The organism is Streptomyces sp. NPDC002144, from assembly GCF_053593695.1.
On record NZ_JBSFDB010000010.1, the window covers coordinates 96,153 to 110,246 of the forward strand.

14 protein-coding genes are annotated in these 14,094 nt (G+C 69.9%); 13 read left to right on the top strand and 1 reads right to left on the bottom strand.

The window, feature by feature from the left end:
- The first annotated feature begins 46 nt into the window (after positions 1 to 46).
- The 6 genes from ACWCQ1_RS17190 to ACWCQ1_RS17215 all read left to right on the top strand — a co-directional run bounded on the left by ACWCQ1_RS17190 (position 47) and on the right by ACWCQ1_RS17215 (position 4,839).
- A complete protein-coding gene (locus tag ACWCQ1_RS17190; RefSeq protein WP_358594365.1) occupies positions 47 to 370 on the top strand; it encodes a hypothetical protein in 324 nt (107 codons plus the stop codon).
- Positions 367 to 1,725, top strand: a complete 1,359-nt coding sequence (locus ACWCQ1_RS17195) for a hypothetical protein (protein ID WP_358594362.1) — start codon at positions 367 to 369, stop codon at positions 1,723 to 1,725. The genes ACWCQ1_RS17190 and ACWCQ1_RS17195 overlap by 4 nt, the downstream gene beginning before the upstream one ends.
- Complete coding sequence (locus tag ACWCQ1_RS17200) at positions 1,722 to 2,252, top strand: hypothetical protein (RefSeq protein WP_451026820.1); 531 nt, start codon at positions 1,722 to 1,724, stop codon at positions 2,250 to 2,252. The genes ACWCQ1_RS17195 and ACWCQ1_RS17200 overlap by 4 nt, the downstream gene beginning before the upstream one ends.
- A 1-nt stretch (position 2,253) precedes the next feature.
- Positions 2,254 to 2,802 (top strand): hypothetical protein, encoded by a 549-nt coding sequence (locus tag ACWCQ1_RS17205; RefSeq protein ID WP_358594356.1) that lies wholly within the window; start codon positions 2,254 to 2,256, stop codon positions 2,800 to 2,802.
- A 55-nt stretch (positions 2,803 to 2,857) separates the two neighbouring features.
- Positions 2,858 to 3,751, top strand: a complete 894-nt coding sequence (locus ACWCQ1_RS17210; protein WP_451026821.1) for an LLM class flavin-dependent oxidoreductase — start codon at positions 2,858 to 2,860, stop codon at positions 3,749 to 3,751.
- Between the two features lie 287 nt (positions 3,752 to 4,038).
- Positions 4,039 to 4,839, top strand: a complete 801-nt coding sequence (locus tag ACWCQ1_RS17215; protein WP_358594350.1) for a class I SAM-dependent methyltransferase — start codon at positions 4,039 to 4,041, stop codon at positions 4,837 to 4,839.
- A gap of 92 nt (positions 4,840 to 4,931) precedes the next feature.
- Here the strand turns inward: ACWCQ1_RS17215 and ACWCQ1_RS17220 are convergent, their stop codons facing one another.
- On the bottom strand, positions 4,932 to 6,086 hold the full coding sequence (locus ACWCQ1_RS17220) for a winged helix DNA-binding domain-containing protein (RefSeq protein WP_358594347.1): 1,155 nt from the start codon (positions 6,084 to 6,086) through the stop codon (positions 4,932 to 4,934).
- 757 nt (positions 6,087 to 6,843) lie between these two features.
- Here ACWCQ1_RS17220 and ACWCQ1_RS17225 point away from each other — a divergent pair.
- The 7 genes from ACWCQ1_RS17225 to ACWCQ1_RS17255 all read left to right on the top strand — a co-directional run bounded on the left by ACWCQ1_RS17225 (position 6,844) and on the right by ACWCQ1_RS17255 (position 14,070).
- Positions 6,844 to 7,617: an isoprenyl transferase gene (locus ACWCQ1_RS17225; protein WP_358594344.1), complete on the top strand. Its 774-nt coding sequence runs from the start codon at positions 6,844 to 6,846 to the stop codon at positions 7,615 to 7,617.
- 337 nt (positions 7,618 to 7,954) lie between these two features.
- Positions 7,955 to 9,280 carry a PhoH family protein gene (locus tag ACWCQ1_RS17230; protein WP_133044399.1) on the top strand — a complete coding sequence of 442 codons (1,326 nt, stop codon included), beginning with the start codon at positions 7,955 to 7,957 and terminating at the stop codon, positions 9,278 to 9,280.
- Positions 9,281 to 9,682: 402 nt separating this feature from the next.
- Positions 9,683 to 10,366 carry an aggregation-promoting factor C-terminal-like domain-containing protein gene (locus ACWCQ1_RS17235; protein ID WP_208785572.1) on the top strand — a complete coding sequence of 228 codons (684 nt, stop codon included), beginning with the start codon at positions 9,683 to 9,685 and terminating at the stop codon, positions 10,364 to 10,366.
- A gap of 148 nt (positions 10,367 to 10,514) precedes the next feature.
- Positions 10,515 to 11,957: an AI-2E family transporter gene (locus ACWCQ1_RS17240; protein ID WP_133044401.1), complete on the top strand. Its 1,443-nt coding sequence runs from the start codon at positions 10,515 to 10,517 to the stop codon at positions 11,955 to 11,957.
- Between the two features lie 401 nt (positions 11,958 to 12,358).
- The gene (locus ACWCQ1_RS17245; protein ID WP_358594339.1) at positions 12,359 to 13,183 is read left to right on the top strand and encodes a MarR family transcriptional regulator; all 825 of its coding nucleotides are present in this window, start codon (positions 12,359 to 12,361) and stop codon (positions 13,181 to 13,183) included.
- 67 nt (positions 13,184 to 13,250) lie between these two features.
- Positions 13,251 to 13,637 (top strand): roadblock/LC7 domain-containing protein, encoded by a 387-nt coding sequence (locus tag ACWCQ1_RS17250; protein WP_207929805.1) that lies wholly within the window; start codon positions 13,251 to 13,253, stop codon positions 13,635 to 13,637.
- Positions 13,638 to 13,641: 4 nt separating this feature from the next.
- Positions 13,642 to 14,070, top strand: a complete 429-nt coding sequence (locus ACWCQ1_RS17255) for a hypothetical protein (protein WP_133044403.1) — start codon at positions 13,642 to 13,644, stop codon at positions 14,068 to 14,070.
- Positions 14,071 to 14,094 lie beyond the last annotated feature (24 nt).

Below are 14,094 nucleotides of genomic sequence, written 5' to 3' on the forward strand. Positions count from 1 at the left end.
GTTCCTTCCATCGGTGTGGATCAAGCGGGGAGAGGGGCGACCGGGTATGGCGGACCGACTCGTCGTGGACGAGGACGAACTCGCTCACTTCATGAAGTTGCTGCAGAAGTCGGGCAGTTCACTGAGGGGGCTGCGCAGGGCGCTGAGTGACGCGACCGTCACAGGGCTGGGGACGGATGATCTGGACTCCGCGTGTGAGGACTTCCAGGAGGACTGGAAGTACGGCACCGCGCAGATCGGCGAACAGACCGAGAAACTGGCCGAGATCATCGGGAAGAGCAGAGACAGCTACCGCGAAGTGGACAGAGCGCTTGACGAGGCGTTGAGGAAGGCCAGAGAGGGCAAGAGCGGGGCGGGGAGGGGCAAGTGAGCCATGAGCCCAAGTCCGCCACCCGGGTTCCCGACCAGGGGTGTCCGCATCTCGGTTTCAACCCCGCGCCGGGATGCACGGACACCGTACGCGAACTGCACAGGAAGCTTGCCAACTGCGCCGAAGCGCTTGAAGAGGCGCATGGGTTGGTGACCAAGCTGCTGGACGGCAGCTATTGGAAGGGCGACGCGGCCGTCGCGTTCCGAGACCAGCTGGAAGATGGTCCGTTGCCGGTCAATCTCAAGAACGCCGCGCACTCCATCCGCAAGGCGGCCCGGCAACTGCATCGCTGGGAGGGCGAACTCGACGACTTTCAGCGCCGTGCCGGACGCCTGGAGGAGGACGCCAAGGATGCGAGGGCGGTCTTGGACGCGGCGAAGGGGCGGGCGAGCAAGGCCGGAAACGCTCCAGAGCTCCACAAGTCGGGTGGCCAGCACACCGCGGCCAAGAAGGCACTGACCCACGCCAATGCGTCCGTCGTGGAAGCCCAGGCTGAACTCGACCAAGTCATCGGCAAGGCGAGGAAGCTGGCCGAGGAGCACGAACAGAAGGCTCACTACCGGGCCGACAAGATCCGCAACGCCACAAGGAAGTTGGCTCCGCAGGAACCCGGAGCGTTCGACAGGGTCCTGGACTGGCTGGGCGACAACCTGCCGGACATTCTCAGCGCATGTGCAGCGGTGTTGGGCGCACTGGCGCTGCTGGGACTCACGGTCGTCGCGCCGTGGGTGCTCTTTCTGGTGGCGGGCTTGCTCAGCGGCATCGCCTTCGGCCTGCGCGTCAGCGATCCCAAGGTTCTGGCGTCTTTGAAGGACGGCATCCTCGACGGCCGGACGGACCTCGACTTCTGGAGCAACCTTCTCGGAGTCGCGGGGGACTTCCTTGGGATGCTGCCCGGGTTGGGCGCCGTGATGAAAGGCGGGTATCTGGGTGTCAGGGCTCTGGGAGAGTCCGGCGAACTGCTCTCGCTGACCGGAGAGGCCGACGAGGTACTGTCCCTCGGCCAGAAACTTGCGAGGACCGGCACCAATGCCGTGACATCGGTCAAGGCGATCGGGACGTCCGTCAGGTCGGAGGCCGCCACTGCCGAAGGCGCGCTGAACATCCTGGCTCACCCAAGGGTTTTCGGCGGACGGCTCGCACCGATCGCTGAGAAGGTCGATGCGCCGGCTACCTACCTGGGCGCCGGGACGGCTCTCTACGGTGTCGCGAGCGACGGTGCGGACTGCCTGGACACCGATGAGGCCAACACGACAGCCAACCTGCTCGACGGGCCCAGAACCCTGGGCGTCGACTTTCCGGCAACGCTGGGGACCATCCACTTCCTGCTGCGCGGAGCCGGTGAATCAGCATGAACGCCGTCCCGTACCTGATCGACGAGTCGGCTCTCGGCCAGGACGCCGAGATCTGGTTCGCAGTACCCCCGGGATTCGTCCCGCTTCCTCTGCAGGAACTGAGCGAGGCAGTGCACGTACCTGCACAGGCGGGCCGGCAGGGCGACGCACTGGAGCTCATGTTGACGGGGCTTCCTGACGGCACAGCCCGAGAGACGCTGCTGGCTGGTCTTGGGCCGGTCTTCCGCATGGCTCAGCTGTTACTGGCTGCCAGCGTGGGAGGTTTGCTGCTCTCCCTGTTCACACTCGCCTCTCGTACGACGGACTGGGCGCCCCGTGGCCTCCTCGCGGCCCGAGCCGCCCTCAGCACCAAGGACGCCGAGCGGATCGAGGTCCTCGATCTGTCCTGCGGCCCGGTCTCGCTCGTACAGACGCGCCTGACCGCACCGCAGGAAGCGGGAAACACCACCGGGCACCGACTGCTGCAGAACACGGCATACGTTCCGTGCCCCGATGGCCGACCGCTCGCGATCCTCACCTTGGACTGAAATGGCCCCTACGCACCATCGCTCGGCCTGGGACGACGCGGCCACCCGCCGTGCCTGGGCGAAGCTCCTCACGTGTGCGGTCCTCGGCCAGATCCTCTGGCCGGTTGCGTGGACGGGCCTGCTGGCGTGGTACGTGAGCATGTCCGCCGCCTGGACGTTGTGGCTCTTCTTCGCACCCATGGCGTACGCGTTCTACCGGACGTTTCTCCAGGTGGCCTATTGGAGGGGGGCGTTGCGTGCGCGGCGCCTGCTTCGGCGGTACCCATGGCAGACGTTCCACACGCCGGAGAGCGGCGTCGGCAACACACCAGGCGTTCGAGCCGGGTACGCCTGGCTGAGGTTCCCCCATCCGGAGGCGCCGGACGAACGGGTGACGATGGCCATGCATTCTCATGTGCGGTCCGTGTGGTGGGGAGGCCGCCTCGGGAAACGGGCCAGGCCCGAACGCAAGGCGCAGGTCCGGGAGATCTGGTTCGCAGGTGATCCCCGCTTCGCCGCGGTGATCGCCGTACCGGGCCCGCGTCGCCTCTACGTACTACGTCAACCCTGACCGTGGGGTTCGTAAAGTCGTTGCTCGGGGCCGTCCCCGGGGTAGGAACGCCACCATGACCGGACTAGGCGCTGTGTTCCGTCCCCAGCTTCCCCCCGAGCGGCTTCGGAGTGTTGCTCGTGTTGCGGATGAGTGTGGGCTGGAGCAGTTGTGGTTGTGGGAGGACTGTTTCAGGGAGGGCGGGATCTCTACCGCCGCTGCCGCCCTCGCCTGGACCGAGCGGGTGCGGATCGGGGTCGGGCTGCTGCCCGTCCCGTTGCGGAACGTCGCCGTCACCGCCATGGAGGCCGCCGCGCTGCACCGTATGTTCCCCGGCCGCGCCATCCTCGGCGTCGGTCACGGCGTGCAGGACTGGATGGGCCAGGTCGGCGCGCGGGTGGAGTCGCCGGTGACGTTGCTGCGCGAGCACCTCGTCGCGTTGCGCGCCCTGTTGCGCGGGGAGCGGCTGACGACCAGCGGGCGGTACGTCCGTCTCGACGACGTCGCTCTCGACTGGCCGCCCGCCGAACCCGTGCCCGTCCTCGCCGGCGCCACCGGGCCCCGTACGCTGCGGCTGACCGGCGAGGCCGCCGACGGCACCATCCTGACCGCCTCCACCACCGCGGATGGGGTACGACGGGCCCGGCAACTCATCGACGAGGGAAGGGAGTCGAGCGGCCGCACCGACGCCGGCGCGGGCGCCGACGCACCGCACGAAGTCGTCGTCTTCCTCCTCGCCGCCACCGGCGTCGACGCCGCCGCCCGTCTGCGCGCCGCACTCGTCGACGAGGGCGTCGAGAACGTCCCCGACCTCGGTGTCGCCGGAGACGCCGGCGCCGTCGCCAAGGCCGTTCAACGGCTCGCGGAGGCCGGCGCCGACACGGTGATCCTCCAACCGACCGGCGACGAGCCCGACCCGGAGGGCTTCGTACGATTCGCGGCGACAGAGGTAAGGCCGCTCGTCCCCTGAGTCGGCCCGTGCGTGCCGTCGTCGTGGACCGTGGTGGGCAGGTCGTCGCCGTCGGGCACAGGGGGAGTCAGGGTCTGGCGTGGGTGGGCTCATCGCCGATCCGTGAGCCCGGCGGGGGGACCCTGTCGGCGGGCCGCTCGTCGTCTTCGGCGCCCTGCTCAAGCACCCCCGAAAAGCTCCGGCCCTCGAAAAGCTCCGGCCCTCGAAAAGCTCCAGCCCCCCCGACAAGCTCCAGCCCCCGAAAAAACCAGCGGCGCCGACCAGCAACTCCTTGCCAGGATCAACCCATGGCCCCTCAACACCGAACCAGTGAACCTCGCACTTTCGACGACCTCCTCGCCGAAGGCGTCGCCGTGCCCACCGACGGATGGGACTTCTCCTGGTTCGAGGGGCGGGCCACCGAGCAGCGGCCCTCGTGGGGCTACGCCGTCTCGCTCGCCGAACGTCTCGCGCGGGCCTCCGCCGCACTCGACGTCCAGACCGGGGGCGGGGAGGTCCTGGACTTCGCCCTCGGGCGGGCCCCGAAGATCCCCGTGCTCACCGTCGCCACCGAGGGCTGGCCGCCCAACGTCGCCAAGGCCACCGAGCTGCTGCGCCCGCGCGGAACCGCTGTCGTCGCCGCCCCCGAGGACGCGCCGCTGCCCTTCGCGGACGGTGCCTTCGACCTCGTCAGCAGCCGGCACCCCGTCACCCCGCACTGGACGGAGATCGCCCGGGTCCTGCAGCCCGGCGGCACGTACTTCGCCCAGCACGTCGGCCCACGCAGCGTCTTCGAGCTGGTCGAGCACTTCCTCGGCCCCCAGCCGGAGGCATCCGTCAGCGACCGCCACCCCGACCGCGAACGCGCCGGCGCCGAGGCCGCCGGCCTGGAGATCGTCGACCTGCGTGCCGAGCGGCTGCGGATCGAGTTCCACGACATCGCGGCCGTCGTCCACTTCCTGCGCAAGGTCATCTGGATGGTCCCGGGCTTCACCGCCGAGGCCTACGAGCCCCAACTCCGCGCCCTGCACGAGCGGATCGAGTCCGAGGGCCCCTTCGTCGCCCACAGCACCCGACACCTCATCGAGGCCCGCAAGCCCATCCGCTGACCCACGCGGGCCATATACCAACCATGTACCAGCGAAACCAACCATGTACCAACCAAAGGGGCAATGGTTCGCAAGGCAACGGTCCGCAACACCTACGCATGCGGCCCCACCCCCACCTCCCCCACCACCAATTCCACCGCCGTCCCCAGCACTTCACCCACCCGGTCCACCCGCTCGCCCAACTCCCGCTCCTGCCGCCCCGTCAGCCGCCCGAGCGGCTCCACCGTCACCGTCGTACGGCGGCCTCGGCGCCGCTGGTGCCAGACGCCCGCCACCACCCCGTCGACCAACAGCACGGGGTAGTTGCCGGCCTGCCCGCCCGCCAGGGCCCTCCGGTAGGCGTCCCCCGGGAACAGTGACTCCCGGGGTTGCGCCGCGATGCCGTACGCGTCGAAGTAGGGCAGAAGCCGGACCCCGCGCACCCGCTCCTCGGGGAACTCCGTGTCGCCGGCCGCGATCCACCAGTCCCCGGTGCCCTCGAAGACGACCTCCTCGATCGCGCCCGCCTCGGCGAGCCTGCCGAACAGTTCGGCGGCCCAACCCGGCTTCGCCGCCAGCCACTTCGCGAAGGTCCGCGGGGTCGCGGGGCCGTACGCGCGCAGATAGCGTCGTACCAGCTCACCCAGGGCCTCGTCCGCCGGGAGCGCGGTGAACTGGGCCGGGCGGGTGAAGGTCGCCCTGCGGCCGCGGTCCGGGGCGAAGCACAGCGCGCCGGACTGGCCGGCCCGGTGCATGACCTGGCGCCAGCGCGGCCAGAGGTCCTGGAAGGCGGGCATGACCCGGTCGCCGGCCCAGGGGCCGGTGCGGGCGACGACCTCCTCGCCCAGTTCGTCCAGGGTCAGACACGCCCCGTCGAGCGCGTCGGAGATCGCGGCGAGGATCCGCTCCGCCTGTTCCTCGCTCACTCGCACGTCCGGCGCGGGCGGACTCGCCGCAGAGGGCACCGCGGGCAACGCCGAGCTCCACAGGGGGAGTTCGGCGGCCGGCAGCAGATGGACGGTGCCCCTCGGGCCGTACGTCTTCACGAGCGCGTGTTCTTCCCACAGCGCGCCGCGCACCTCGTCCCGTGTCACCCCCGTCGCCCTCACCCCCACCGACAGCTCGGCGGCGGACAGCACCTGCGCATGCGCGCCGAGCATCGCGGCGACGATGTCGGAGACCGGAGTGCCCCGCTCGGCAGGGTTGGCCAGGAACTGCCGCTCCAGTCGTCGTGCGCTCGCCTCGTTCCAGCTGATCCTGAGGGTCATGGGCCGACCGTAGGGGCTGACTAGGACGGTTTCTGTCCTAGATGCGGCCCTGGCGTGCCCGAGATCTGTCTGACATCTGTCCAGATCCGCCGCGGGGTCCCAGATCCATCCCGGATCGCGGTTTCCGCATTGTTATGACCGCGAGTGGTATTCAGCCCCACGTGTCACGTAAGTTCAGACCAAGGTAATTCGCGTGAGCAAAGCTGCGCGGGCGGCACCGCGCAGAGGAGGGGGCTGCGCGGTGCCGTTTTCCCGGCGGCGCGACCCGCTCCGGCGTCAAGCGGACGTTCGCGGCCCGGGTCACCCACCCGGGCGATGCCGACACCGATCAGCCAAACGCCGCACAGTCTTCCGCTTTCCTTCACATCTCCGCGTTCTCCCTGGGAAACCGCAGTGATCCGGCCATGAAACCCCTCCGGAACCCCCTCGCGGCGACCACCCGGGCGTCGCCGTTCGATTCCGGAGAGTAGTTGTGGCACGCCGATGCACGCAGCATCACTTACGAAGGGTTATGGTGGAAACCCCCCCTCGGGCCGGTCCGTCTCCCCCCCACGGACCGGCCCGTTTTTTGTGCCCGCACCCGCCCGGTCGTCGTGCACAGACCCACCCGGTTTTCGTGTCCACACGGGGTACTCCCCAAGAGGGATCCCGTCGGCGGCGCCAACAGCCCGCCGCGCCCTCAAATAGGCGCCTGCTACAACCACCGGTAGGCTGCGGGCCGCGGGGACCGCATCGGTACGGAGGGGCTGACGATCACGTGAACCTGCGCGACAAGCTGCGCGGCCTGTTGGTCAGGCTGTACGCACGCCGGGTGGAAGGCCACCTGGACCACGCTCAGGTGCCCAAGCACATCGGCGTCATCATGGACGGCAACCGCCGCTGGGCGAAGGCGGCCGGCTCCACGACCGTGCACGGTCACCGGGCCGGCGCGGAGAAGATCGAGGAGTTCCTCGGCTGGTGCACGGAGACGGACGTCGAGGTCGTCACCCTCTGGCTGCTGTCGACGGACAACTTCGACCGTCCGCAGGAGGAGCTCGGCCCGCTGCTCGGGATCATCGAGGACGTCGTACGGACGCTCGCGACGGACGGCCGCTGGCGGGTGCACCACGTCGGCACCCTCGACCTGCTCCCGCCCCGGATGCAGACCACCCTGAAGGAGGCCGAGGAGGCCACCGCCGGCGTCGACGGGATACTCGTCAACGTCGCCATCGGCTACGGCGGCCGCCAGGAGATCGCCGACGCGGTGCGCTCCATGCTCCTGGACGCCCACGACAAGGGCACCGCGATGGAGGACCTGGCCGAGGCCGTGGACGTCGACATGATCGGGCGCCATCTCTACACCGGCGACCAGCCCGATCCCGACCTGGTCATCCGCACCAGCGGCGAGCAGCGGTTGTCCGGTTTCATGCTGTGGCAGACCGCTCACTCGGAGTACTACTTCTGCGAGGTCTTCTGGCCGGCCTTCCGCAAGGTCGACTTCCTGCGCGCCCTGCGTGACTACGCGGCGCGACACAGGCGTTACGGCGGCTGACGTACCGTTACGGCGGCTGCCGTACCGATCGGGGCGTCTACCCCTTTTTGGGGTGGAAGTAACAATGAGTTCACCGGAGCGCCGTCATTCGTGTCGGCATGGTGACGCATGTTCGAGGGCATAAGCCAGTCAGGTCGATGCCCGAACCACGGGTGTCGGATCTCAGCGGGCGGCACGGGGCCGTCCGCCCGGGAGGCCCTTTGCACCAGCCCGACCGTGCGGTTCCAGCACGGAAGACAAGGCGGAGGGCCGGTTCTCGGCCCGTGCATCGCGGCCGTCGACCGGTCCAGCTCCACTCCGTCGCTCCCCGACCTCATCCGAGGGGGTACGTCCTTCCGTGGTGACCAGCACAAAGCGCCACAAGCCAGACCGGCGCACCTATGTTCTCGACACCAGCGTCCTGCTGGCCGACCCGAACGCCCTGAGCCGCTTCGACGAGCACGAGGTCGTGCTCCCCATCGTGGTGGTCACGGAGCTGGAGGCGAAGCGGCACCATCCCGAACTCGGTTACTTCGCCCGGCAGGCCCTGCGTCTGCTCGACGAGTTCCGGGTGAAGTACGGCCGCCTCGACGCCCCCATTCCGATCGGGGAGCTGGGCGGGACCGTCCGTGTCGAGCTCAACCACTCGGACCCCAGCGTTCTGCCGACCGGCTACCGCCTGGGGGACAACGACTCCCGCATCCTCGCGGTCGCCCGCAATCTGCAGGCCGAGGGGTTCGACGTCACCGTCGTGTCGAAGGACCTGCCGCTGCGGATCAAGGCGTCCTCCGTGGGCCTCCTCGCCGAGGAGTACCGCGCGGAACTCGCCATCACGGACTCCTCCGGCTGGACCGGGATGTCCGAGCTGACCCTGCCCGCCGAGCAGGTGGACATCCTCTTCGAGGAGGGGCACGTCTACGTCCCCGAGGCGTCCGACCTGCCCGTGCACACCGGCCTGACCATCCACTCCGAGCGCGGCAAGGCGCTCGGCCGGGTCACGGCGGAGGGCAACGTCCGCCTGGTGCGCGGAGACCGGGAGGCCTTCGGCATCAAGGGCAGGAGTGCCGAGCAGCGGATTGCGCTCGACCTGCTGCTCGACCCGGACGTCGGGATCGTCTCGATGGGCGGCCGGGCCGGCACCGGCAAGTCGGCGCTCGCGCTGTGCGCGGGTCTGGAGGCGGTCCTGGAGCGCCGCCAGCACCAGAAGGTGATGGTCTTCCGTCCGCTGTACGCGGTGGGCGGGCAGGAGCTGGGCTATCTGCCGGGCTCCGAGGCCGAGAAGATGAGCCCCTGGGCGCAGGCGGTCTTCGACACGCTGTCCGCGGTCACCAGCCGCGAGGTCATCGAGGAGGTCACCGCGCGCGGGATGCTCGAGGTCCTGCCGCTCACCCACATCCGCGGCCGTTCGCTGCACGACGCGTTCGTGATCGTGGACGAGGCGCAGTCGCTGGAACGGAACGTCCTGCTGACCGTTCTCTCCCGGATCGGCGCCAATTCACGGGTGGTTCTCACCCATGACGTGGCACAGCGGGACAATCTGCGCGTAGGCCGCTACGACGGTGTCGTCGCCGTCGTCGAGAAGCTGAAGGGGCACCCGCTCTTCGCCCATGTGACCCTGACGAGGTCCGAGAGGTCCCAGATCGCCGCCCTGGTGACCGAAATGCTGGAAGACGGGCAAATCTGACCGATCGCGCACCAGTTGGCGCCGTCCCGCAAAGGCTGTGAGCCTAGTGGGGCGGCGCTTTCACGTGTGGTGGTTTCGCGAAATCCCCAGGGCCAAACCGGATGTGAGCTTTCACACGCAACTCGGAATTGCCACCCGGCGTCCGCGTACGGCAGAGTCTCACTCCTGTCAGGCCCCGCATACGACACAGCTGTACCCCCAGCGGTACGGCGCCACAGAAGCACCACCCGTCAACTCCATACCGGTCGTCGTATGCCGCCCGAGCACCACGCGGCGCTCCCCGCACGGGAGTTGCCCACCGGGCCCGTGCCTCCCGTGACCCCGCAGTTGGGAGGCCAGCGTCTAGGGGCACGATTGCGTCCGCCAGGGTCACCGAAGCGGGCGATGCTGGAAGGAAACCGTGTGAGCCGGATTTCGGTCCGGGGATTCGCAGTGGCCTCGGCCACCGCGGTCACCGCCGTCGGAAGTGTCGTGGGCGTTGCCTCGGGCAGCGTCGCGCAGAACAACGACGCCGAGGCGACGGCAGCCGACACCACGCTGCTCGCGGACATACCCGCGGGCCAGCAGGCCCAGGTGCAGACCGCGTCCCTGACGCAGCAGGCCGACGCCCAGGCCATCCAGGCGGACGCGAGCGCCAAGAAGGACGCCGAGGAGGCCGCCCGCAAGGCTGCCGCCGACACCGCCGTGGCCAAGAAGGCCGCCGCCGAGAAGGCGGCGAAGGAGGCCAAGGAGCGCGCCCAGGCCAAGTCCGCCGCGAGCCGCAGCAGCGCCGACTTCCCGGTCCAGAGCTCGTACAGCGTCGCCGAGATCCAGTCGATGGCCCGGCAGATGGTGCCGGCCGGCCAGTTCCAGTGCTTCAGCTACATCGTGGACCACGAGTCCAGCTGGAACTACCACGCGATCAACGCCTCCTCCGGTGCCTACGGTCTCTTCCAGGCCCTGCCCGCCTCGAAGTACTCCTCGGCGGGCTCCGACTGGCAGACCAACCCGGCCACGCAGATCAAGTGGGGCCTGAACTACATGAACAGCCGCTACGGCAGCCCGTGCGCGGCGCAGTCCTTCTGGGAAGCCAACCACTGGTACTGAGCCGTCGGGGTCCCGCGCCCCGCTCTCAACCTTCGACAGCCCCTCCCCGTCCTAGGGGGAGGGGCTGTCGCCCTGTACGGTCGGACGCGAACGACTCCAGGGGGGAGTGGTGGCCAGCACCCGGGTACGCGGGGGAAGAGGACGGATCATGTCGCGAGTGCCAGGGTGGCTCGGCCGGCTCGGCGCCGGTCTCACCGAGGTGAGCGAGCGGCTGGACGAGCGCCGCGCCGAGGTGGAGCGGGAGGAGGCCGAGGTCGGCCCCCCGCCCCGCAGGTCCGCCCGGCCCGTCCGCACCGAGAAACAGCCCGCACGCGCCGGCGACCGGAACGACCACGTCGATCACGTCGATCACGTCGACCACGTCATCGAGGTCCACCCGGCCCCCGCCCGCCCCGACCCCGCCCAGGCCGTGCCCTGGGGTGTCCGGGTGGCCGCCGAGGCGGGCTGGCGGCTGCTGGTGCTCGCGGGCACCGTCTGGGTGCTGATGCGGGTCATCAGCGCCGTACAACTCGTCGTCTTCGCCTTCGTCATCGCGCTGCTCATCACCGCGCTGCTGCAGCCGACGGTGGCCCGCCTGAAGCGGCACGGCGTCCCGCGCGGGCCCGCCACCGCCCTCACCGCGATCTTCGGCTTCGTGATCCTGGGACTGCTGGGCTGGTTCGTGACCTGGCAGGTCATGGAGAACATCGACAACCTCTCCGACCAGATCCAGAACGGCATCGACGATCTGCGCAACTGGCTGCTGAAGAGCCCCTTCCACGTCACCGACAAGCAGATCAACCAGATCGCCAAGAACCTGCGGGAGGCGGTCGGCGCCAACACCGACCAGATCACCTCCTTCGGTCTGGAGGGCGTCCAGGTCGTCGTGGAGGCGCTCACCGGCATCCTGCTGACGTTCTTCTCGACGCTGTTCCTGCTCTACGACGGCCGGCGCATCTGGGAGTGGTCCCTGAAGCTGGTCCCCGCGGCGGCCCGGCCCGCGGTCGCCGGCGCCGGCCCGCGTGCCTGGCGGACGCTGACCGCCTACGTCCGCGGCACGGTCCTGGTGGCCCTCATCGACGCCATCTTCATCGGCATCGGCATCTACTTCCTCGACGTCCCCATGGCCGTGCCGCTGGCCGTGTTCATCTTCCTGTTCTCCTTCATCCCGCTAGTCGGCGCGGTGGCCTCCGGCGCGCTCGCGGTGGTCGTCGCACTGGTCACCCAGGGCGTGTTCACCGCGGTGATGACGCTGGTCGTGGTCCTCGCGGTCCAGCAGATCGAGGGCCACATCCTGCAGCCCTTCATCCTCGGCCGCGCGGTCCGCGTCCACCCCCTCGCGGTGGTCCTCACGGTCGCCGCGGGCGGCATGGTGGCGGGCATCGGCGGCGCGGTGGTCGCCGTACCACTGGTGGCGGTGACGAACACGGTGGTGGGTTATCTGCGGGCGTACGACGCGGAGCGCCAGGCGGCCGCCGGTACTGACGCCGGTGAACCCGCCGATGCCGGGCCGGTGATCGAGGACGCGGCGGTTCGGACCGAGGGAGAGTCCGTGGGGGCGGCCCCGGGTGCCGCCGAGGGCGACACAGGGGACTCCGCCCGGCAGGAGTGAGCGGGGAGTGAGCGGGGCCGCGCCCGTCCGGGACGGCGGTGCTCCCGTCCTCCTGCGCCAAGAATCCCTGTGCGCCGCTGTTTCCGTCCTCCTGCGCCAAGAAACCCTGTGCGTCGCTGCTCCCGTCGGGCCCCGCCCGGGTGCCGACCAACCTGTCCGCCGACACCGGAGAGGCCGTTCGGCACGCTTCTGAGGCGCCGCGACCGGCGTTCGAAACACCCCCGGTGTTCGATCAAATGCGCGCCGAACAAAGCTATTTGCGCGGCCCCCGGGCTCAACTTCCGCCATCCGGGGACAGGTCGGAAATCTCCGGCCGGAATATGCGCGCGGACTGATACACATTCCCCCCTCAGCGCTACGCGTCAGGCGTATGTGCGACCTGCGGCAGGGCGAGGGGCGTGATGTCGGGCTACGAGCTGCTGGCGCGGTCCCTGGCCGCATGCGGACGGGAGGGGCTCACGGGGGAGCTGCGGGTGGCCGGGACACCGGGCGGGGTGTTCCATCTGCGCGGCGGTCTCGTCGTCTCCGTCGAGTCGCCGGGGGCACCCGGCGCTGAGGCGCTGCTGCTGCGCTCGGGGCGGGTGAGCGGGGAGCAGTGGGCCGCGCTGGTGCGGGAGGCCGGGGGAGCGCGCTGGCCGGGCACGGGGCTGATCGCGCACGGGTTCGCCGGGGCCGCCCAGCTCAGGGTGGTGTGCACGATGGCCCTGCGGGACGCCGCGTTCGCGATCGTCGCGGGCCGGGTGGAGGACTGCGAGCACGCCGCCCCCGGCCTCGAACCGCCCGCCCCGGTCGCCGTCGGCGAGCCGCCCTCCCGGTTGCTGCAGGACGCCTCCCGCAAGCTCGCCGCGCTCGCCGCTATGCCCCACCCCGTCCACCCGGACCGCGAACGCCCCCGGCCCGTGAGGGAGTCGGACGGCCCGTTCAGTGAGCTGCGGTGGGATCTGCTCACCCATGCCGATGGCCGCCGTACCTCCCGCGACCTCGCCTTCCGGACCGGGCGCGGGGTCTACACCGTCACCGTGGAGGTGGCCCGCATGCTCGCCGAGGGACTACTGGAGTGCGCGCCGGCGCCCACCCCGATCCCGGTCCACACACCCCCCGAGGGCCTGCGGCACCGCACACCCCCGCCGCCCGCCCCGCCCCCGCCCGAGCAGCCCTCGCCCGTCGACCTGCCCCGCCGCCGCCCGGGCGGCTTCTTCCGCCTCAGGAACGGAAGCCCGAGATGAACGGAAGCCCGAGATGAACGGAAGCCCCGGATGAACACATGCCCAGCAGTAAGGAGGAGTTGATTACATGGATCACGAAGCCCTGGCGCACGAGATGCGCGGCCTGCGGGAGCAGGTGACCGGCATCACCGATACCGCGGTCGCGGCGTCCGACGGGCTGCTCATCGCCGCCGACACCGCCGACTCGATCGACCCGGAGGGACTCGCCGCGCTCGCCGCGGCCGGTCTCGGCCTCGCCCGGCGCACCGCCCAGGCGACCGCCCGGGGCACCCTGCGCCGGACGGTTACCTACGGCAGCCACGGCTGTGCCGCCTTCTACGCCGTCGGCGACACGGCCCTGATGGTCGTCCTCGGCGACGAGGGCCTGGACGTCGACAGGCTGCACCGGGCGACCCAGCCGGCGCTCGACCGGATCGGTTCGATCCTCATGAACAAGACGGCTGAAGGAGTCTGAAGGGATGGCGACGAAGCGTATGACCCCCGGTTTCTCCGACCAGGTGATGGGCCTGGTCAAGTCTCTCCGTACGGACGCGCCCGACTGTGTGGCCTCGGGCGTCGTCGACATGTCGACCGGCATGCTGCTGTCGTACGAGACGGTCGACAACCACCCGCCGGAGGTCCTGGACCTGCTCGCGGGCGCCACCCTCGACCTGTTCCAGGGCCGCACGGTGGTGATGATCGAGGACGTCTTCAAGGAACGACGCGGGATGCAGAGCGAGAACCACTTCTTCCAGGAGATCCTCGTCAACAGCGAGAACCTCACCCACCTGTTCGTGCGGATGAACGAGCAGCAGGACGTCGTCGCGGTCGTCGTCTGCCGCAAGTCCGTCAACGTGGGGATGCTGTTCGCGCAGGTACGACGGGTGGTGCAGAGCTACAGCCTGTGAACGGGCCGGGCCCCTCCCCGTCGC

Bases quoted from the DNA above. Each gene is read 5' to 3' on its own strand.
- ACWCQ1_RS17190 (WP_358594365.1), top strand. From the start codon at position 47: ATGGCGGACCGACTCGTCGTGGACGAGGACGAACTCGCTCACTTCATG.
- ACWCQ1_RS17200 (WP_451026820.1), top strand. From the start codon at position 1,722: ATGAACGCCGTCCCGTACCTGATCGACGAGTCGGCTCTCGGCCAGGAC.
- ACWCQ1_RS17205 (WP_358594356.1), top strand. From the start codon at position 2,254: ATGGCCCCTACGCACCATCGCTCGGCCTGGGACGACGCGGCCACCCGC.
- ACWCQ1_RS17210 (WP_451026821.1), top strand. From the start codon at position 2,858: ATGACCGGACTAGGCGCTGTGTTCCGTCCCCAGCTTCCCCCCGAGCGG.
- ACWCQ1_RS17215 (WP_358594350.1), top strand. From the start codon at position 4,039: ATGGCCCCTCAACACCGAACCAGTGAACCTCGCACTTTCGACGACCTC.
- ACWCQ1_RS17220 (WP_358594347.1), bottom strand. From the start codon at position 6,086: ATGACCCTCAGGATCAGCTGGAACGAGGCGAGCGCACGACGACTGGAG.
- ACWCQ1_RS17240 (WP_133044401.1), top strand. From the start codon at position 10,515: ATGTCGCGAGTGCCAGGGTGGCTCGGCCGGCTCGGCGCCGGTCTCACC.
- ACWCQ1_RS17245 (WP_358594339.1), top strand. From the start codon at position 12,359: ATGTCGGGCTACGAGCTGCTGGCGCGGTCCCTGGCCGCATGCGGACGG.
- ACWCQ1_RS17250 (WP_207929805.1), top strand. From the start codon at position 13,251: ATGGATCACGAAGCCCTGGCGCACGAGATGCGCGGCCTGCGGGAGCAG.
- ACWCQ1_RS17255 (WP_133044403.1), top strand. From the start codon at position 13,642: ATGGCGACGAAGCGTATGACCCCCGGTTTCTCCGACCAGGTGATGGGC.